The 14,407-nt window shown below is 72.5% G+C and carries 14 protein-coding genes; 10 read left to right on the top strand and 4 right to left on the bottom strand.

Features of this window, described 5'->3' with window-relative positions; translation table 11 throughout:
• Window positions 1-48 precede the first annotated feature (48 nt).
• The 5 genes from AB0N02_RS41850 (at window position 49) to AB0N02_RS41830 (ending at window position 3,953) form a co-directional block, all read left to right on the top strand.
• Entirely contained in the window at window positions 49-753 is a 705-nt protein-coding gene (locus AB0N02_RS41850; protein WP_363959227.1) for a DUF899 domain-containing protein, read from the top strand.
• A gap of 207 nt (window positions 754-960) precedes the next feature.
• Window positions 961-1,374, top strand: a complete 414-nt coding sequence (locus AB0N02_RS41845) for a hypothetical protein (protein WP_363959225.1) — start codon at window positions 961-963, stop codon at window positions 1,372-1,374.
• Complete coding sequence (locus AB0N02_RS41840; protein WP_363959222.1) at window positions 1,374-1,691, top strand: hypothetical protein; 318 nt, start codon at window positions 1,374-1,376, stop codon at window positions 1,689-1,691. Before AB0N02_RS41845 ends, AB0N02_RS41840 begins: the two co-directional genes overlap by 1 nt.
• Before the next feature lie 60 nt (window positions 1,692-1,751).
• On the top strand, window positions 1,752-2,513 hold the full coding sequence (locus AB0N02_RS41835; RefSeq protein WP_363959219.1) for a peptidoglycan-binding protein: 762 nt from the start codon (window positions 1,752-1,754) through the stop codon (window positions 2,511-2,513).
• Between the two features lie 93 nt (window positions 2,514-2,606).
• A complete protein-coding gene (locus AB0N02_RS41830; protein ID WP_363959216.1) occupies window positions 2,607-3,953 on the top strand; it encodes an endonuclease Q family protein in 1,347 nt (448 codons plus the stop codon).
• Window positions 3,954-3,995: 42 nt separating this feature from the next.
• On the opposite strand, the gene AB0N02_RS41825 is transcribed toward AB0N02_RS41830, so the two are convergent.
• Both AB0N02_RS41825 and AB0N02_RS41820 read right to left on the bottom strand, forming a co-directional pair.
• A complete protein-coding gene (locus AB0N02_RS41825) occupies window positions 3,996-4,445 on the bottom strand; it encodes a VOC family protein (protein WP_363959214.1) in 450 nt (149 codons plus the stop codon).
• A gap of 25 nt (window positions 4,446-4,470) precedes the next feature.
• Window positions 4,471-4,620, bottom strand: a complete 150-nt coding sequence (locus AB0N02_RS41820) for a hypothetical protein (protein WP_363959212.1) — start codon at window positions 4,618-4,620, stop codon at window positions 4,471-4,473.
• Window positions 4,621-4,688: 68 nt separating this feature from the next.
• On the opposite strand from AB0N02_RS41820, the gene AB0N02_RS41815 reads away from it, so the two are divergent.
• A complete protein-coding gene (locus AB0N02_RS41815) occupies window positions 4,689-7,406 on the top strand; it encodes a BTAD domain-containing putative transcriptional regulator (RefSeq protein WP_363959209.1) in 2,718 nt (905 codons plus the stop codon).
• 278 nt (window positions 7,407-7,684) lie between these two features.
• Complete coding sequence (locus AB0N02_RS41810) at window positions 7,685-8,095, top strand: NUDIX hydrolase (protein ID WP_363959206.1); 411 nt, start codon at window positions 7,685-7,687, stop codon at window positions 8,093-8,095.
• Window positions 8,096-8,357: 262 nt separating this feature from the next.
• Here AB0N02_RS41810 and AB0N02_RS41805 read toward each other — a convergent pair whose 3' ends face one another.
• Window positions 8,358-8,771, bottom strand: a complete 414-nt coding sequence (locus AB0N02_RS41805) for a hypothetical protein (RefSeq protein ID WP_363959203.1) — start codon at window positions 8,769-8,771, stop codon at window positions 8,358-8,360.
• A 180-nt stretch (window positions 8,772-8,951) separates the two neighbouring features.
• Entirely contained in the window at window positions 8,952-11,582 is a 2,631-nt protein-coding gene (locus tag AB0N02_RS41800; RefSeq protein WP_363959200.1) for a CHAT domain-containing protein, read from the bottom strand.
• 215 nt (window positions 11,583-11,797) lie between these two features.
• Here AB0N02_RS41800 and AB0N02_RS41795 point away from each other — a divergent pair, with 215 nt between their 5' ends.
• From AB0N02_RS41795 to AB0N02_RS41785, 3 genes are all read left to right on the top strand, one after another.
• The gene (locus tag AB0N02_RS41795; RefSeq protein WP_363959197.1) at window positions 11,798-13,291 is read left to right on the top strand and encodes a S8/S53 family peptidase; all 1,494 of its coding nucleotides are present in this window, start codon (window positions 11,798-11,800) and stop codon (window positions 13,289-13,291) included.
• A gap of 83 nt (window positions 13,292-13,374) precedes the next feature.
• Window positions 13,375-13,950: a sigma-70 family RNA polymerase sigma factor gene (locus AB0N02_RS41790; protein WP_363959194.1), complete on the top strand. Its 576-nt coding sequence runs from the start codon at window positions 13,375-13,377 to the stop codon at window positions 13,948-13,950.
• Complete coding sequence (locus AB0N02_RS41785; protein ID WP_363959191.1) at window positions 13,947-14,399, top strand: hypothetical protein; 453 nt, start codon at window positions 13,947-13,949, stop codon at window positions 14,397-14,399. Before AB0N02_RS41790 ends, AB0N02_RS41785 begins: the two co-directional genes overlap by 4 nt.
• Window positions 14,400-14,407: the final 8 nt, after the last annotated feature.

Genomic DNA, 14,407 nt, shown 5'->3' with positions numbered 1-14,407 from the left:
CGCACAGCCCCTCACCGCAAACAGCCCCCTCACCACAAGGAGAACAGGATGGATCTTCCTCAGGTCGTGTCCCGGGACGAGTGGCTGGCCGCTCGCAAGGAGCTTCTCGTGAAGGAGAAGGAGTCCACCCGGGTACGGGACATGGTCAACGAGGAACGCCGCAAGCTGCCCATGGTCAAGGTGGACAAGGAGTACGTCTTCGAGGCCCCGGACGGCAAGGTCGGCCTGCCCGACCTGTTCGACGGACGCCGCCAGCTCATCATCTACCACTTCATGTGGCTGTGGGAGTCCGACCAGGGCTGCCAGAGCTGCTCGCTCCTGATCGACAACGTCGGCCACCTGTCGCACCTGCACGCCTCCGACACGACGCTGGCCCTCGTCTCCCGCGCGCCGCTGGCCGCCATCGAGCGGTTCAAGACGCGCATGGGCTGGACCCTGCCGTGGTACTCGTCGTACGGCAGCGACTTCAACTACGACTTCAACGTCTCGATGGACGAGGCCGTCGCCCCCGTCGAGTACAACTACAAGAACAAGGCGACGCTCCTGCTGGAGGGCATGGCCTTCATGACGCAGGGCGACGGGCAGGGAGTGAGCGTCTTCCTGCACGAGGGCGACAGCGTCTTCCACACCTACTCGACGTACGGACGCGGCCCCGAGCCGCTGGTCGGCACGTACAACTACCTCGACCTGACGCCGCTGGGCCGGCAGAGATACATCAACGAGTTCCTGCACCACGACAAGTACGAGGCATAGCCGTACGACACGCCGGCGACGAGGCCGCGCCGGGCGGGCAGGACCCGCCCGGCGACCGGCCGACCGGCTGAATATCACCGAAAGGCCACTGACCTCTTGCCCGACGGTCAAGAGGCGATCCGCTCCCTATACTTTCCGTAGCACATACGTCACCCTCTGTATGGAGAGCTTGATCGCATCCCCGGGGGTGTCCCTGCGGTGATACAGGTGATACGCACGTACGTGCACCGGTTCGACCATCGGGTCGGCTTCCGCGGGTCGGTGCTGCTCTTCCTGGCACTGTGGAGCGGCAGCCAGGCGATCCGGCTGTACTGGGTCGATCCGGCCGCCGTCGGCACACCCACCTACGCCTATCTCGCCTCCGTCGCACCGCTCTGGACCCTGGCGATCCCCTGGTGCGTCTGCGCGGTCCTGTGCACCGTCCAGGCGTTCGCCGTGACCGACTGGACGGCGTTCGCCCTGACCTCGGGCGTGCTGGTGGGCTGGGCCGTGATCCACCTGGTCGGCGGCATCCAGGGGGCGATCCCGCAGGCGTACTGGTCCTGCATCGTGCAGGTCGCCGTGGCGGGGCTCATCCTGCGCCTGTCGCGCTGGCCTGAACCGTCGGAACGGAGGCGATGATGGACCCCGGGATCATCGTCGGCGCCATCGGCGCGGCCGCGGGGCTGCTGTCGACCCTCTACACCGCGCGGCAGGCCAGGCGGGCCGCGCAGGATCAGGAGGCCGCGGCCGAGCGGGCGGCGCTCCGCCAGGCCGAACAGGGTGCCTACCAGCGGGCGAGCGCGTTCGACGTCAACACCCAGCTCCGCATGCAGGCCGAGATCGCCCGGCAGGCGGAGCAGATCCGCGTCCTCCAGCGGCAGGTCGCACGGCTGACGCGGCAGCTCACCCAGGTCGGCCTGGTTCCGGAGATCGAAGAGGAGGGGGAGAGTGTCTGACTCCCCCGGCACGGCCACCCCGTTTCCGCCCCCTCGCGGGCACGAGCCGAGGAGACGCCCATGACCATGATCAGCCGTCACGACTGGGGGGCCCGCGCTCCCCGGGGTGCCTACACCCCGCTCACCCACACCCGGGGCGTCAAGATCCACTACACCGGCGACCACGTCGACCCCGGCATCGCCGGGGACCACTCCAAGTGCGTGGCCGTGATCAAGGGGATCCAGAACTACCACATGGACAACAACGGCTGGATCGACATCGGCTACTCGATGATGGTCTGCCCGCACCGCAAGGTCTTCCAGGGCCGCGGCCCGGGACACCTGCCCGCCGCGAACGGCGCCGGCCTCAACGCCGGCCACTACGCCGTACTGGGCCTGGTCGGCACCTCGGGACTGACCCACCCACCGGACGACATGCTGCTGGGCATCCTCGACGCGATCGACTACCTGCGCGAGAACGGCGGCGCGGGCAGGGAGATCAAGGGCCACCGCGACGGCTACAGCACCGACTGCCCCGGCGAACCGCTGTACGCCTGGGTGGAGGCCGGAGCACCACGCCCCGGCACCCCCGCGCCGTCGGCGGAGACGATCACGGTCCAGCTGCCCCTGCTCAGTCCGGGCGACACCGGCCATCACGCCGCCAACTGCTTCTATCTGCTGCGTGCCAGGGGCTATGCCCTGAAGCTGGACCCGGAGGTGGCCGAACCCGCCGTCTACGGGCCGTCGGTCGTCGCCGAGCTGAGGCGTTTCCAGAGCGACACGGGGCTCGACGACGACGGGCTGGTCGGCGAGGCCACGTGGCCGAAGCTGCTGGGGCTTTGATCCGGGCCGCGTTCCACCCCGGCGAAGGGGCCTGCCGCTCCGTCCGTCCCCGGCGGAGTGTTACGGCCGCCCTCCGGTGGAAAAGTGTCAGGAATGCGCTTCCACGCGGACCTGCACATCCATTCGCGATACTCCAGGGCCTGCAGCAGGGACAGCGACCTGAAGCACCTGACCTGGTGGGCGCGGCGCAAGGGTGTCACGCTGCTGGGCACCGGTGACTTCACGCACCCGGCGTGGTTCGCGCTGCTGCGCGAGAACCTCGTGCCCGCCGAGCCGGGGCTGTTCCGCCTGCGCGACGAGCTGGACCGGGAGATCGCCCGGACGCTGCCGTCCTCCGTGGCCTCCGACCGGGTGCGGTTCACGCTGTCGGTGGAGATCTCCACGGTCTACCGGCGCGGCGGACGCACCCGAAAGATCCACCACCTGGTCCACGTACCGGACTTCGAGGCGGCGGAGACGTTCAACCGCAGGCTCGGGCAGGTCGGCGACCTGGGCGCCGACGGCAGGCCGACCGTCGGCATCGACTCCCGCGACCTGCTGGAGATCACCCTGGACAGCGGTGACGGTGCCCACCTGGTGCCCGCCCACGTCTGGACACCGTGGTTCGGCGTGTTCGGCTCCAAGTCCGGGTTCGACACGATCGAGGAGTGCTACGGCGACCTCTCCGGCCACATCTTCGCCCTGGAGACCGGCCTGTCCAGCGATCCGGCGATGAACCGGCGGGTCTCCGGGCTGGACCGCTACCGAATGGTGAGTTACTCCGACGCGCACTCCCCGCCCCGGATCGGCCGCGAGACCACGATGTTCGACGTCGACCTGGACTACTTCGCGGTCCTGCGCGCGTTACGGACCGGCACCGGATACGAGGGGACGGTGGAGTTCTTCCCCGAGGAGGGGAGGTACCACCTGGACGGGCACCGCAGGTGCGGCGTCCGGCTGGAGCCGGACAAGACGCGCGAGCACGGCGGGATCTGCCCGGTGTGCGGGAAACCGCTCACGGTCGGCGTGCTGAGCCGGGTCGAGGACCTGGCCGACCGCCCCGCCGGCCACGCCCGGCCCGGCGAGGCCGACGCCTTCGACAGGCTCGTCCCGCTCCCGGAGATCGTGGGCGAGATCCTGGAGGTCGGGCCGGGCAGCAAGAAGGTCTCCGGCGAGATCGACAGGCTCATCGCCGCCTTCGGCCCCGAGCTGAGGATCCTCCAGGAGGTGCCGGTCGGCGCCCTTGAGGCCCGCCTGCCCTCGCTCGGGGAGGCGATCGGCCGCCTGCGCCGCGGGGAGGTCGTCCGGGAGCCGGGATACGACGGCGAGTACGGCGTGATCCGCCTGTTCGCCCCCGGCGAGCTGAAACGGGCGAGCGACGCCACCGCCCCGACGCTCTTCGACGACCCCGCCGCCGACGCGGGCCGGCGCCACGACGGAAGTCAAGGCGGACCGGCCTGAGAGGTCCAGCCGGTGACCTTCACCGCGCCGCGCGCCACGTCATCACTGAACGCAGAACTCGTTGCCCTCGGGGTCGGCCATGACCACATGTTCGGTGCCCGGTTCCTTGACCTCCTGGAGGAGCGTGGCGCCGAGTTCCCGGAGCCGGGCGACCTCGGCGTCCCGGTGGTCCGGACCGGCGTGCAGATCGAGGTGCAGGCGGTTCTTGACCGTCTTGGGCTCGGCCACCTGCTGGAACAGCAGTCGCCTGCCCATTCCGATCCCGGTGCCCTCCTGAACCGGGTCGTCCGGATGCCGTACGGCCTGGAGCGTCCGGAACGCGGGTCTGTCGTCCACGGTCACGACCGCGTCCTGCGGGACCGCGCCGGCGCTCAGCAACCGCCCGATGAGCACGCGGTTGTCCTCCACCTCATAGCCGAGCGCGGCGGCCCAGAAGGCGGCCTGGGCATGCGGATCCGCGCAGTCGATGACGATCTTCCAGTTGAGTGCCATGCTCCCAGCATCCCGCTCGTTCCTGTCATCCGCCGTCAGGTATGACGCGCATGCCCTCGACGTCACCGTGCCGCTCCCGCGCGGTGTGCGGGGTAGCGGTGAACCCGGGACGCGACCCGGAGGTGTCGTGGGCGGGCGACGCGGTGTCGGAGGGGAGCAGCGGCGGCCGTGGCATCGGATCCTCCCGTGATATGAAGACTCGCGGTTACCGACGTGTCCGAACCGTGTCACCGGGAGACTGTCATGGATTTTCGGATCATGGGGGCGCTTCGGGTCGGCGACGGGGCGCGTGACTGCACCCCGACGGCCGCCAAGCATCGCGATCTTCTGGCGCTCTTCGTGCTCAATCCGCGCCGTCCGATGCCGCTGGCCCGGCTGCATCACCTGCTGTGGCCGCACGGGGACGCCGAGAGGTCCGACTCGCTGGTGCGCGGCTATGTCGGCCGGCTCAGGCAGCTGATCGGCAAGGACGTCATCACGACGGTCGCCGGCACCTACACCCTGGCGGTCGACGACGACCTGATCGACGTCCACCGGTTCCGGCGGCTGGTCGAGGAGGGGCTGACCGCCGCGCGCGACGGACGGGACGAACACGCCCGCTCCCTGCTCGGCGAGGCGCTGGAGCTGTGGCGGGGGCCGGTGCTGGAGGACGTCGACCCCGACGGGCACCGATGGGCGGAGACGTCGGCCATGCGCGAAGAGCTGGAGGAGTTCCGGCTGCTCGCCGTCGAACGGCGCATCGACCTCGATCTGAAGGCCGGTCGCCATCGCGAGCTGGTGGCCGACCTCCGGCGGCTCGTCAGGCTGCATCCGCTGTGGCAGCGTTTCCACGGACAGCACATGCTCGCCCTCTACCGCAGCGGACGGCGCGTGGAGGCGCTGGAGGCCTACGACAGCCTGCGCCGGGCGATGGACGACGGGCACGCGATCGAACCCGACCCCGATCTGCAGCTGCTGTACCACCGCATGCTGCACGACGACGCCTCGCTGCACATCACGGCCGGGCCGCCCGTGCTCCTCCCCCACGACGTGGCCCACTTCACCGGCAGGCAGACCCTGCTGTCGCGGCTGGAGCCGCTGATGGCCGACGCGGGAGCCCCGGCCCACGTCGTCGTCCACGGGCAGGCGGGGGCGGGCAAGTCGGCGCTCGCCGTACACGCCGCGTGGCGCATGCGCGAACGCTTTCCCGACGGCGTCTTCTACGCCGACCTGCGCGGCGACCAGGGCCGGCCGGTGAGCGCCGCCGCGGTACTGGAGGATCTCCTACGCTGGCTCGGCTGCCCCGTCCAGGCGATGCCCGCCACCCTCCAGCAGCGGGAGAAGCTGTTCCGTGCCTACACGGCCGGCCGGAGGATGCTCCTGCTGCTGGACAACGCCTGGCAGGAGAGCCAGGTGCGGCCCCTGCTCATCTCGTGCCCGACGATCGTCACCAGCCGTTCCTCGCTCGGCGGGCTCACCGACGCGGTGCGGCTGCCGGTGGACGTCCTGGACGACGACGAGGCGGTGGCCCTTCTCGTGCAGCTGATAGGCCCGCACCGGGCGTCCGCGGAGCCCGAGGCGACCCGCCGGCTCGGGCGCGCGTGCGGCGGCCTGCCCATCGCGCTGCGCATCGCCGGAGCCCGGCTGGCGGCACGCCCGGCCTGGACGGTCGAGCACCTGGCGACCCTCCTCGACGACGAGCACCGGCGGCTCGACCTGCTGCACTCGGGAGACCAGACCGTGCGCAGCGTTTACTCGATCGGCTACGACGAACTGCCGGACAAGGCCAAGCGCATGCTGCGCGCGCTCGGGGCGCTCTCGGCGCCCGACTTCGCCCACTGGGTCTCCGCGCTGTTCGGCGACGAGGCGGAGACACTGGTGGACGCGGGCCTTCTGGAGACGCACAGCATCGACGCCGCCGGACAGGTCCGCTACCGCACGCACGACATGACCCGCCTGTACGCCCGGGAGCAGCTGGTCGCGCAGAGCGGCGCGGACGCCGTTCACCAGACCCTCACCGGGCTGGCGAGCGTCGTCATGACGAGGGTCCGCGCCTCCCGGTTCCCCCTTGTGTCCGGCCGGGCGTCCGGCGTGCGCGTCGACCGGCCGGCCTTCGCGACCACCGACATCCGCGAGTCGGTGAACTGGCTGCTGGCCGAGCGTGTGTTCCTGACCGCCCTGGTCGAGGACCTGCACAGGGCCGGGCTGTGGGACGCCGCCTGGCGGCTGGCCCACCTGCTCACGCCGTTCATGGAACGCCACCGCTTCCTCGACTCCTGGCGGCACGTCGGCGAGCTCGCCCTGGAGGCGGCACGCCGTACGGGGGACGGGCGTGCCGAGGCGCTCGTCCTGCGCGACCTGGGCGACCTGCACCGGGCGGAGCTGCGCTGGGACGACGCCCACGAACGGCTGCGGCTCGCGCTCGGCATGTTCATACGCGCGAGATCGGCCAGGGACGTCGCCCACACCAGGCGAAGGCTCGGCCAGGTGCTCCTGGAGCAGGGCAGGCCGGCGGACGCCGAACGCAACCTCACCGCGTGCCTCGCCGAGTTCGACGAGCGCGCCGACCCGTCCGGCGCCGCCGACGCGCGCCACGCCCTCGGCACGGTGCTGCACCGGGCGGGCCGGCCGGACGAGGCGGCGGACGAGCTGGAGAAGGCGATCTCGATCCTGTCCTCTCTCGGCGACCGGCACAGGCACGCCGACGCGCTCCTCGACCTCGCCGCGGTACGGCTGTCGCAGCACCTGGTCCCCGAGGCCCGGACCCTCGCCCAGAAGGCGAGAGGCATCTCCGTACGGCTCGGCGACCGGCTGCTCAACGCCCGGGCACTGGTCGCCCTCGCCGAAGCCGACCTCGCCGAGGGGGCGGCCGAACGCGCCTCCCGGCTCGCCCGGGAGGCACTGGCCGTCTTCGACGGCGCGGGCGACGGCCCGGGACGGGAGAAGGCCCTCGGCGTGCTCGCCAGGACCGGGCACCCCTGACCGGCTTCTCTCATCCGAGGGCGGGACCGGGTCCGGGCCCGGGAGCGAGGCCGAGCCGTATGCCGCCGCGGCGCTCGGCAGTTGTTCGGCTCTCCCTGCCGGGAGTGGAGTGACACGGAGACCGTAGGCGGGGAGGCGTTGAGGACATGTTGAGGATTTGTTGGGTCCGACCGCCCGCTCGCCCGACCGCTTGCCCGCTTGCCCGGGAGGTGGCGTTCCGCGGCGATGACGGTGATGATGTGGAAGATCCACTTCATCGCCGTCGGAAGGACCGTCCCGTGATAGACGCCGAGACCGGCTGGTACTTCATGCACGCATCGATCAAAGCCGTGGTACTGGTGGACGACGGTGTACTGCTCTGCCGGAATCCTCGGGACAAGTGGGAACTCCCCGGCGGGTGGCCGGACAGGGAGGACCACACCCTGGCCGAGGTCGTCAGGCGCGAGGTCCACGAGGAGAGCGGTCTTGACGTGGTCGTCGGTCCCGTCGTCGGCGCGGAGATCCTGAGCATCGCGAAGTCGGGGAAGGTGCTCATCGTGGCGTTGCGCGCCACGGTCGACGGCTGCGCCTCACTACGGGTCAGCGAGGAGCACAGCGCCCTTCGTTTCTTCCCCGTGGACAAGCTCCCCGAGGACCTGGAGGACGGCTACGCCGACCTGATCGGCAAAGCCGTCGCCTTCCCCTCCTGAGCAGTACAGGACGCCCCCGAGCAGTACAGGACGCCCGGCCGCCCCTGAGCCGTACCGGGCGCCCGGCCCCGCCTGAGCCGTACGGACATGTCCTGCGCCGCCGGTTCCACGGGCCCCCGGGTCCGCGGAACCGGCCCCCGTGTCGCGGAGGTGCCGCGGGGCCCGGCACCGTACCGCGCCGGCCACGCCCGAGGGTGTCCGGGAGCGGCGTCGGCCGCGCCCGGGGGCGGAGGGCGGCGGGCACGGAGCCGGGCCCGGCCGGTCACGGGGTGACCTTGATCTCTCCCAGCTTGACCAGGCCCGCGAGGGTGCCGGGGTTGCCCGCCCCCGTGGTGTAGCCGAGCTCGACGATGAGCTGGTAGGTCGCGGGCGTCAGCTGGTTCTGCAGGTCGATCAGGTCACCGTAGGTGCCCGTGGCCGGGGTGAGGGGAACGTCGGGGCGGGCGACGACGACGGGGCTGCCGGGCCCCAGCGGGTCGGCGACGACCCTGAGCTGCCAGGTCCCGCAGATCATCTCCACGAGGGCCCCGGTGAGCCGCCACTTGGCGTCGATCTTCCAGGCGTCGCCCCTGCGGACGATGTCGGTCGGGTTGCCTCCCGGGTCGACGACGGTCGCCTCGATGGCGCCGTCCAGCGTGAAACCGGCCGGGAAGGACTGGAAATCTCCAGCGGCCATGACTGCCTCCTTTGCGCGTGCGATGGAACCGGGCAACAAGCACGCTAGGCCGGAGCCGGTGCGCCGCACCTCGGTGACGGCCTCGGGGGAATCCCGGGCGGCTCCACGCCGTCGGCCGGGGTCACCCACGCCGACGGCCACCCGCCGGAACCGACCCAGGCCTACGACCACCCGCCGGGGTCAGCCGGCGCCGACGGCGGAGAAGGACCATCCGGTGGCCTGGTGGAGCGCGTCGCGCGGCACGCGGCCCCGCGCGTCGCGCAGCGCCTCGGCCAGGCTCAGGCCGCGGCGCAGCCCGTCGTGCAGGGAGAGCATCAGCGGGATCACGGCCTCGTCGTCGACCGGAAGGCCGCTGGCCACGATGCCCGCCGTCCCCAGCGGCAGCAGGGCCGTGGCCAGCCCGAGCAGTTCGTCGGCCCCGACGGGCTGGAGCCTGCCGGAGTCGCAACTGGACAGGACCATCCGGTACGGCGCCTTGTCGAGGCGTTCGAAGTCGTGCACGGTGAGCGGGCCGTCGTCCATCCGCAGCGAGGAGAACATGGGGCTGTCCGCGCGGAAGGTGCCGTGGGCGGCGATGTGGGTGAGCCCGCTGCCGTCGATGGCCGCCAGGACGTCCGCCGCCGTGGCGGTGCCGTCGCGCAGCACCGTCGCCGTGCCGTACCGCGCGGCGAGCTTCGGAACCTCGGCGCCGCCCGTCGCCAGGCCGGGGCCGCGGACGAGGACGACGTGCTCGGCCGGTGGCCGCAGCCGCCGGGCGCGCAACCAGGCGGTCGCCGACGGCGACACGCTGAGCACGCGCTCCCGCAGCGAGGGCAGCAGCGCCCAGGGCACGCCGTGCAGGCGCCCCGGCGGGACCACCACGACGGGTCCGTCGCCCAGATGCCGTACTGCGGGGCCGAGCAGGGCCTCCTCCATGCGCCGCCCGGTGACCTCCAGCAGGGGCAGCCAGTCGCCCGGCCTGCGGTAGGCCACGCGCCGCAGCCCGGCGCGGGCGTGGTCGGCCTCCAGCGCCGCGTCGGCGAAGCGGCCCGCGGTGAACCTGCGCACGCGGCCCCTGCCGCACAGCAGGACGTGCAGCGTGCCGTCGACGGCGACGATCTCGACCAGCCGCCCGTCGCCGGAACCGTCGAGGCAGTCGAGGAGGGCGCCGACGTCGAGGTGGTGCCCGGCCCTGCCTCCCTGGCTGCGGGCGCGCAGGGTGTGGGCGCGGATGTCCCGTTCCAGTCTGCGCAGCTCGCGCTCCAGCGAGGGCACGGGGATCCCCTCGCCCCTGGCCTCCTCGACCCGGGCGGCGATCTCGCGGAAGGCCGTCACGTGCCGCAGAAGCTCCGGGTCGTCCGGCGGCCGGGTGGGCGGGACCGTCAGGGCGGTGGCCCGCCAGCGCTCGCTCCACCGCAGCAGCCCGCGCGCGTCGCCCCGGCCGAGGGCCACCCTCTGGGCGAGCAGGGCCAGTTCCGCCCCCTGCGCGGCGGCCCTGGCCCGCAGCTCCGAGGCGCCCATCGTCATGCGGTGCTCGTCCAGCAGCTCCAGCCCGCGCCGGCAGGCTCCCAGCACGGCGTGGGTGCGCCCGGCGGCCTCCGCGCACAGCGCGTGGGCCACCCATCCGTCGGCGCGGGCGAACGCGGGGCCGCGGTTCCTGCCCTTGGCCGCGACCGCGAGGTGGCGTGCCGCGTCGTGCGCCCGGCCGAGGGCGAGGGCCGTACGGCCCGCCAGCAGCTCGGCCTGCACCGCCTCGGGGGACCCCAGCCGGGCCAGCCGGGCGGCCACGGCGGCGGCGTCGCCGACCAGCCGCCCGGAGACCTGTCCGGAGGCGAAGCGCGCCTGCAGCAGGACCAGCCGGGCGTGGGCGTGCCACCAGTCACGGTGCTGGCGGGAGAACTGCCGGGCGGCGAGCGTGGCCCTGGCCATCGCCGTACGCGGGTCGCCCGCCGCGACGGCCGCCCGCGCCGCGGTGAGCAGGAGTTCGGCGCCCCGGGTGCTCTGCCCGCCGCTGCGGGCGAGCAGGTTCGCGGCGGCGTCGGCCTCCTCCAGTGCCTCCGTGGCCAGCCCCGCGGCGAGCAGGGCGGCGCAGCGCCGGATGTTCAGGACGAACATCGGCGTGCCCAGCTTCGCGTACAGCCTGGCGGCCTCGTCGAAGTGCCGCAGCGCCGCGGGCAGATCGCCCGCGCGGAAGGCGGCCAGCCCCCGGTTCTCCACGGCGTCGGCCTTGTCGTGGTCCTGGTCGGTGCCGGCCCACAGCAGTTCGGCGGCGAGGAAGTCCGCCTCGGCCTGGTCGGCCGACCCCAGGGCCAGGTGCACGGTCGCGCGCAGCGTGAGCGCGCGGGCGGTCCAGATCGTGTCGTGCGAGCGGCGCAGGACGGGGATGGCCTGGCGCAGGTCGGCCAGCGCCTCGCGGTGGTCGCCCAGAACCCAGCGGACGTAGCCGCGCCGGTAGAGCACGCGGGCGGCGGTGAGGCCGTCGCCGCGGGCGACGGCCCGCTGGAAGGCGCCCATTCCCTGGCGGGTACGGCCCGCGTGGATGAGCGCGGCGCCCAGGGTCGCCAGCACGTCCGCCTCGCGGTTGTGCGAGCCCGAGCGCGCGGCCAGGGCGCGGGCGCGTCGCAGGTGGCCGACGGCGACGGTGAGGTCACCGAAGTCACGCTGCCAGATGCCGATCACCTGGTGGGCCACGGAGGCGTCGTACGGCGCGGGCCCGGCCGCCAGCAGGGCGTGCGCCCCGGCCAGGGCCTCCTTCGGCCGCGCGAAGACCAAGGGCAGCAGATCCAGAGGATCTCCGTCAAAGCCCCGGATCTGTGACCTTCCCGGCGTCACGGATCGATGTTAGACGTGAGGGTGCACCGCGTCCATGCCACCGACACCGCCATGGAAACCGCCGCCGACTCCGCCGTCAGCACAGGCACCAGCACAGGCACCGACGACCTCGCGGACGCCGTCACAACCGGCACCGCCGACGCCCCGGGGGTGTATCAGCCCGCTCCCGACCGACTCCTGCTAAGTGACCACATCACTCTGACAAGGACCGTGTCATGAGACCTTACAGATTTCAAGAGCAGTTCGACCAGATACAGGAGGAGATGGAGGAGATCCCCCTTGCCGCGGGCCCCGGCCGCGCCCCCCGCTACCTCTACGAGAAGGGCCACATCCTGGCCAGGGACGCCGACGCCGACATGGTCGTCGAGGTGGTGAGGAGGGCCTTCGAACCGGACTCCGAGAGAGCGGAACAGGTCAGGAGGGTGCCGTCCGAGGAGCACGTGACCGGGGTGAGCCGGATCCGCGTCGGGGATCCCCGGAGCGACGGCCGCCGCTCCGACCGGAACGTGACCGACGCGCTGCGGGCGGTCGGCGAGGTGGAGCGCCGGGAGAGACGGCGGATCGCGACGCGCAACCACGTCGTCTCCATCGCGGTGAACTGCTGTCCCGGGGACGAGCCCGTGCCGGTGCCCGCGCCGTCCCCGCCGAACCCGGCGCCGTCGAACCCCTCGGACGACGAGAGCCTCACCCTCGCGTGGAAGGCCCCGCGCTCGCGGGACGACACCTCGCGTGAGCGGCCGGTGCGCGTGCTGGTGATCGACACGGGGCTGGTCGAGGGCTACGAGTCGTACGGGTGGATGAAGGGCGTGCGCCCCGCGCCGAACCCCGACGGGGTGGAGAAGCGGCCGCTCGACCGCGAGGGGGTGCTCAGGCAGTACGTCGGGCACGGCACCTTCATCGCGGGCCTGATCGGCGCGGTCGCCCCGCACGCCGAGGTCACGGTGCTCAACGCGCTGTCCCGCGCCGGTGCGGTCACCGAGCACGAGTTCGGCATCCGGCTGATGCACGCGATGGGCGAGATGGAGGGCGGCTGGCCGGACATCATCAGCCTGTCGGCCGGAACCCCGACCACCAAGGCCCGGGCGCTGCTGTCCCTGGAACGCTTCATGGACAGGCTCGGGGCGGCGCGGACGCTGCTGGTCGCCGCCGCGGGCAACAACGGCGACACCGGGAAGTTCTGGCCCGCCGCCTACGCCGGGACCAAGGAGTACGGCGACGCCGTCGTCTCCGTGGGCGCGCTGCGGACCGACGGCGCGGCCGGCGCCTGCTTCACCAACCACGGACCGTGGGTCGACGTCTACGCCCCCGGAGAACGTCTGGTCAGTGCCTTCACCGCGCCGGACGGCTCCCCCGAGGTGTACGACTACCAGCACTCCACCTTCAGCCGCTGCCGCTACGGCTCGGCCTACGAGTGCACCTGCCGTTTCCCGAAGCACGTGGGAGAGCGCAGCGCGCACCGCCGGTTCACCTCCGCCTCCCCCGACCGCGTGCGGTTCGACGGGCTGGCCATGTGGAGCGGCACGTCGTTCGCCACGCCGCTGGTGGTCGCGATGATCGCCAACCGGATGAGGGAGCTCCGTGTCACGGAGCCGCGGGTGGCCGCGCGCGACCTGCTCGGGAAGGCCTCCTCCGCCGCGGTGCGCGGCCGGACCGTCCGGGCGCTCATCCCCGGGACGTGGACGCCCACCCCGGTCAGAACCGTCCCGTGACCTGATCCGCCACCACCGGTGGCCCGTACGTTCCTCATCGACACAGACCTTCTGCCGGCCTTCTACCGAAAAGGAACTCCCGCATGGAGCGCGCTTCGATCGGCGCCCTCTTCCGAGCCGCGGCCGACGGGGACGCCGCGGCCTGGAAGGGACTCGTGGAGGGGTTGAGCCCGCTGGTGTGGTCCGTGGTGCGGTCATACCGGCTGTCCGACGCCGACGGGGCGGAGGTGTACCAGACGGCCTGGTTCCGGCTCGCGCAGAGCCTCCGGCAGATCCGCGAGCCGGACAAGGTGGGGTCGTGGCTGGCCACCACCGCCCGGCACGAGTGCCTGAAGGTGCTCAGGACCGACCGCGCCCTGTCGATCAGCGACAATCCGCAGGTGTTCGACCTGCTCAGCGACGAACCGACCCCCGAGGAGTCGGTGATCGCGGCGGAGGAGGCGGCCGGGGACAACGCCCGCCTGCGCCAGCTGTGGCACGCCTTCCAGCAGCTCGGGGACAACTGCCAGCGACTGCTGCGGATCCTGCTCGCCTCGCCGCCGCCCAGTTACGCGGAGGTGTCCGCCGCCCTGGGCATGGCGGTGGGAAGCATCGGCCCGATCCGGCAGCGCTGCCTGGGACGGCTGCGTGTGCTCCTGGCCGATCGGGGCATCCGGTGACCGACGACGAGCTGGAGCACGAGCTGCGGCGGGCGGCCGCGGTCTTCGACGCGCCCGCGCCGGCCGCCGTACAGGCGGCGATCGACGCCTTCGCGCTGCGCGCGCTGGATGACGAGCTCGCGGCGCTGACCTTCGACTCCCTGAGCCACCCGGTCCGGGTGCGCGGGCCCGGGCGGCCACGACTGCTGACCTTCCAGGGCGGCGGGGTGGTCGTCGAGCTGGAGATCTCCGTCGGTGAGCCCGGCGAGCCCGGCGGGACGGCGGGACGGATCGTGGGCCAGTTGCTGCCTCCGCAACCGGCCAGGATCGAGATCCGCGGCGGCAGCCCCGCGACGCTCACCGCCGACCGGTTCGGCCGTTTCGGCGGCGACCACGCGATCGCGGGCGCCTTCAGCCTCCGCTGCCACCTGGCCACATCCATGATCGCGACCGAGTGGATAACCCTCTGAGCGCCGAG

Source organism: Streptosporangium sp. NPDC051022 (assembly GCF_040683035.1).
Classification (GTDB): Bacteria; Actinomycetota; Actinomycetes; order Streptosporangiales; family Streptosporangiaceae; genus Streptosporangium.
Note: the sequence above shows the minus strand (reverse complement) of the source record. Positions and strands in the feature narration are given on the sequence as shown.

Excerpts from the sequence above, each read along its gene's own strand:
- AB0N02_RS41850 (WP_363959227.1), top strand. The coding sequence starts at position 49 with ATGGATCTTCCTCAGGTCGTGTCCCGGGACGAGTGGCTGGCCGCTCGC.
- AB0N02_RS41840 (WP_363959222.1), top strand. The coding sequence starts at position 1,374 with ATGGACCCCGGGATCATCGTCGGCGCCATCGGCGCGGCCGCGGGGCTG.
- AB0N02_RS41835 (WP_363959219.1), top strand. The coding sequence starts at position 1,752 with ATGACCATGATCAGCCGTCACGACTGGGGGGCCCGCGCTCCCCGGGGT.
- AB0N02_RS41830 (WP_363959216.1), top strand. The coding sequence starts at position 2,607 with ATGCGCTTCCACGCGGACCTGCACATCCATTCGCGATACTCCAGGGCC.
- AB0N02_RS41825 (WP_363959214.1), bottom strand. The coding sequence starts at position 4,445 with ATGGCACTCAACTGGAAGATCGTCATCGACTGCGCGGATCCGCATGCC.
- AB0N02_RS41820 (WP_363959212.1), bottom strand. The coding sequence starts at position 4,620 with ATGCCACGGCCGCCGCTGCTCCCCTCCGACACCGCGTCGCCCGCCCAC.
- AB0N02_RS41815 (WP_363959209.1), top strand. The coding sequence starts at position 4,689 with ATGGATTTTCGGATCATGGGGGCGCTTCGGGTCGGCGACGGGGCGCGT.
- AB0N02_RS41805 (WP_363959203.1), bottom strand. The coding sequence starts at position 8,771 with ATGGCCGCTGGAGATTTCCAGTCCTTCCCGGCCGGTTTCACGCTGGAC.
- AB0N02_RS41795 (WP_363959197.1), top strand. The coding sequence starts at position 11,798 with ATGAGACCTTACAGATTTCAAGAGCAGTTCGACCAGATACAGGAGGAG.
- AB0N02_RS41790 (WP_363959194.1), top strand. The coding sequence starts at position 13,375 with ATGGAGCGCGCTTCGATCGGCGCCCTCTTCCGAGCCGCGGCCGACGGG.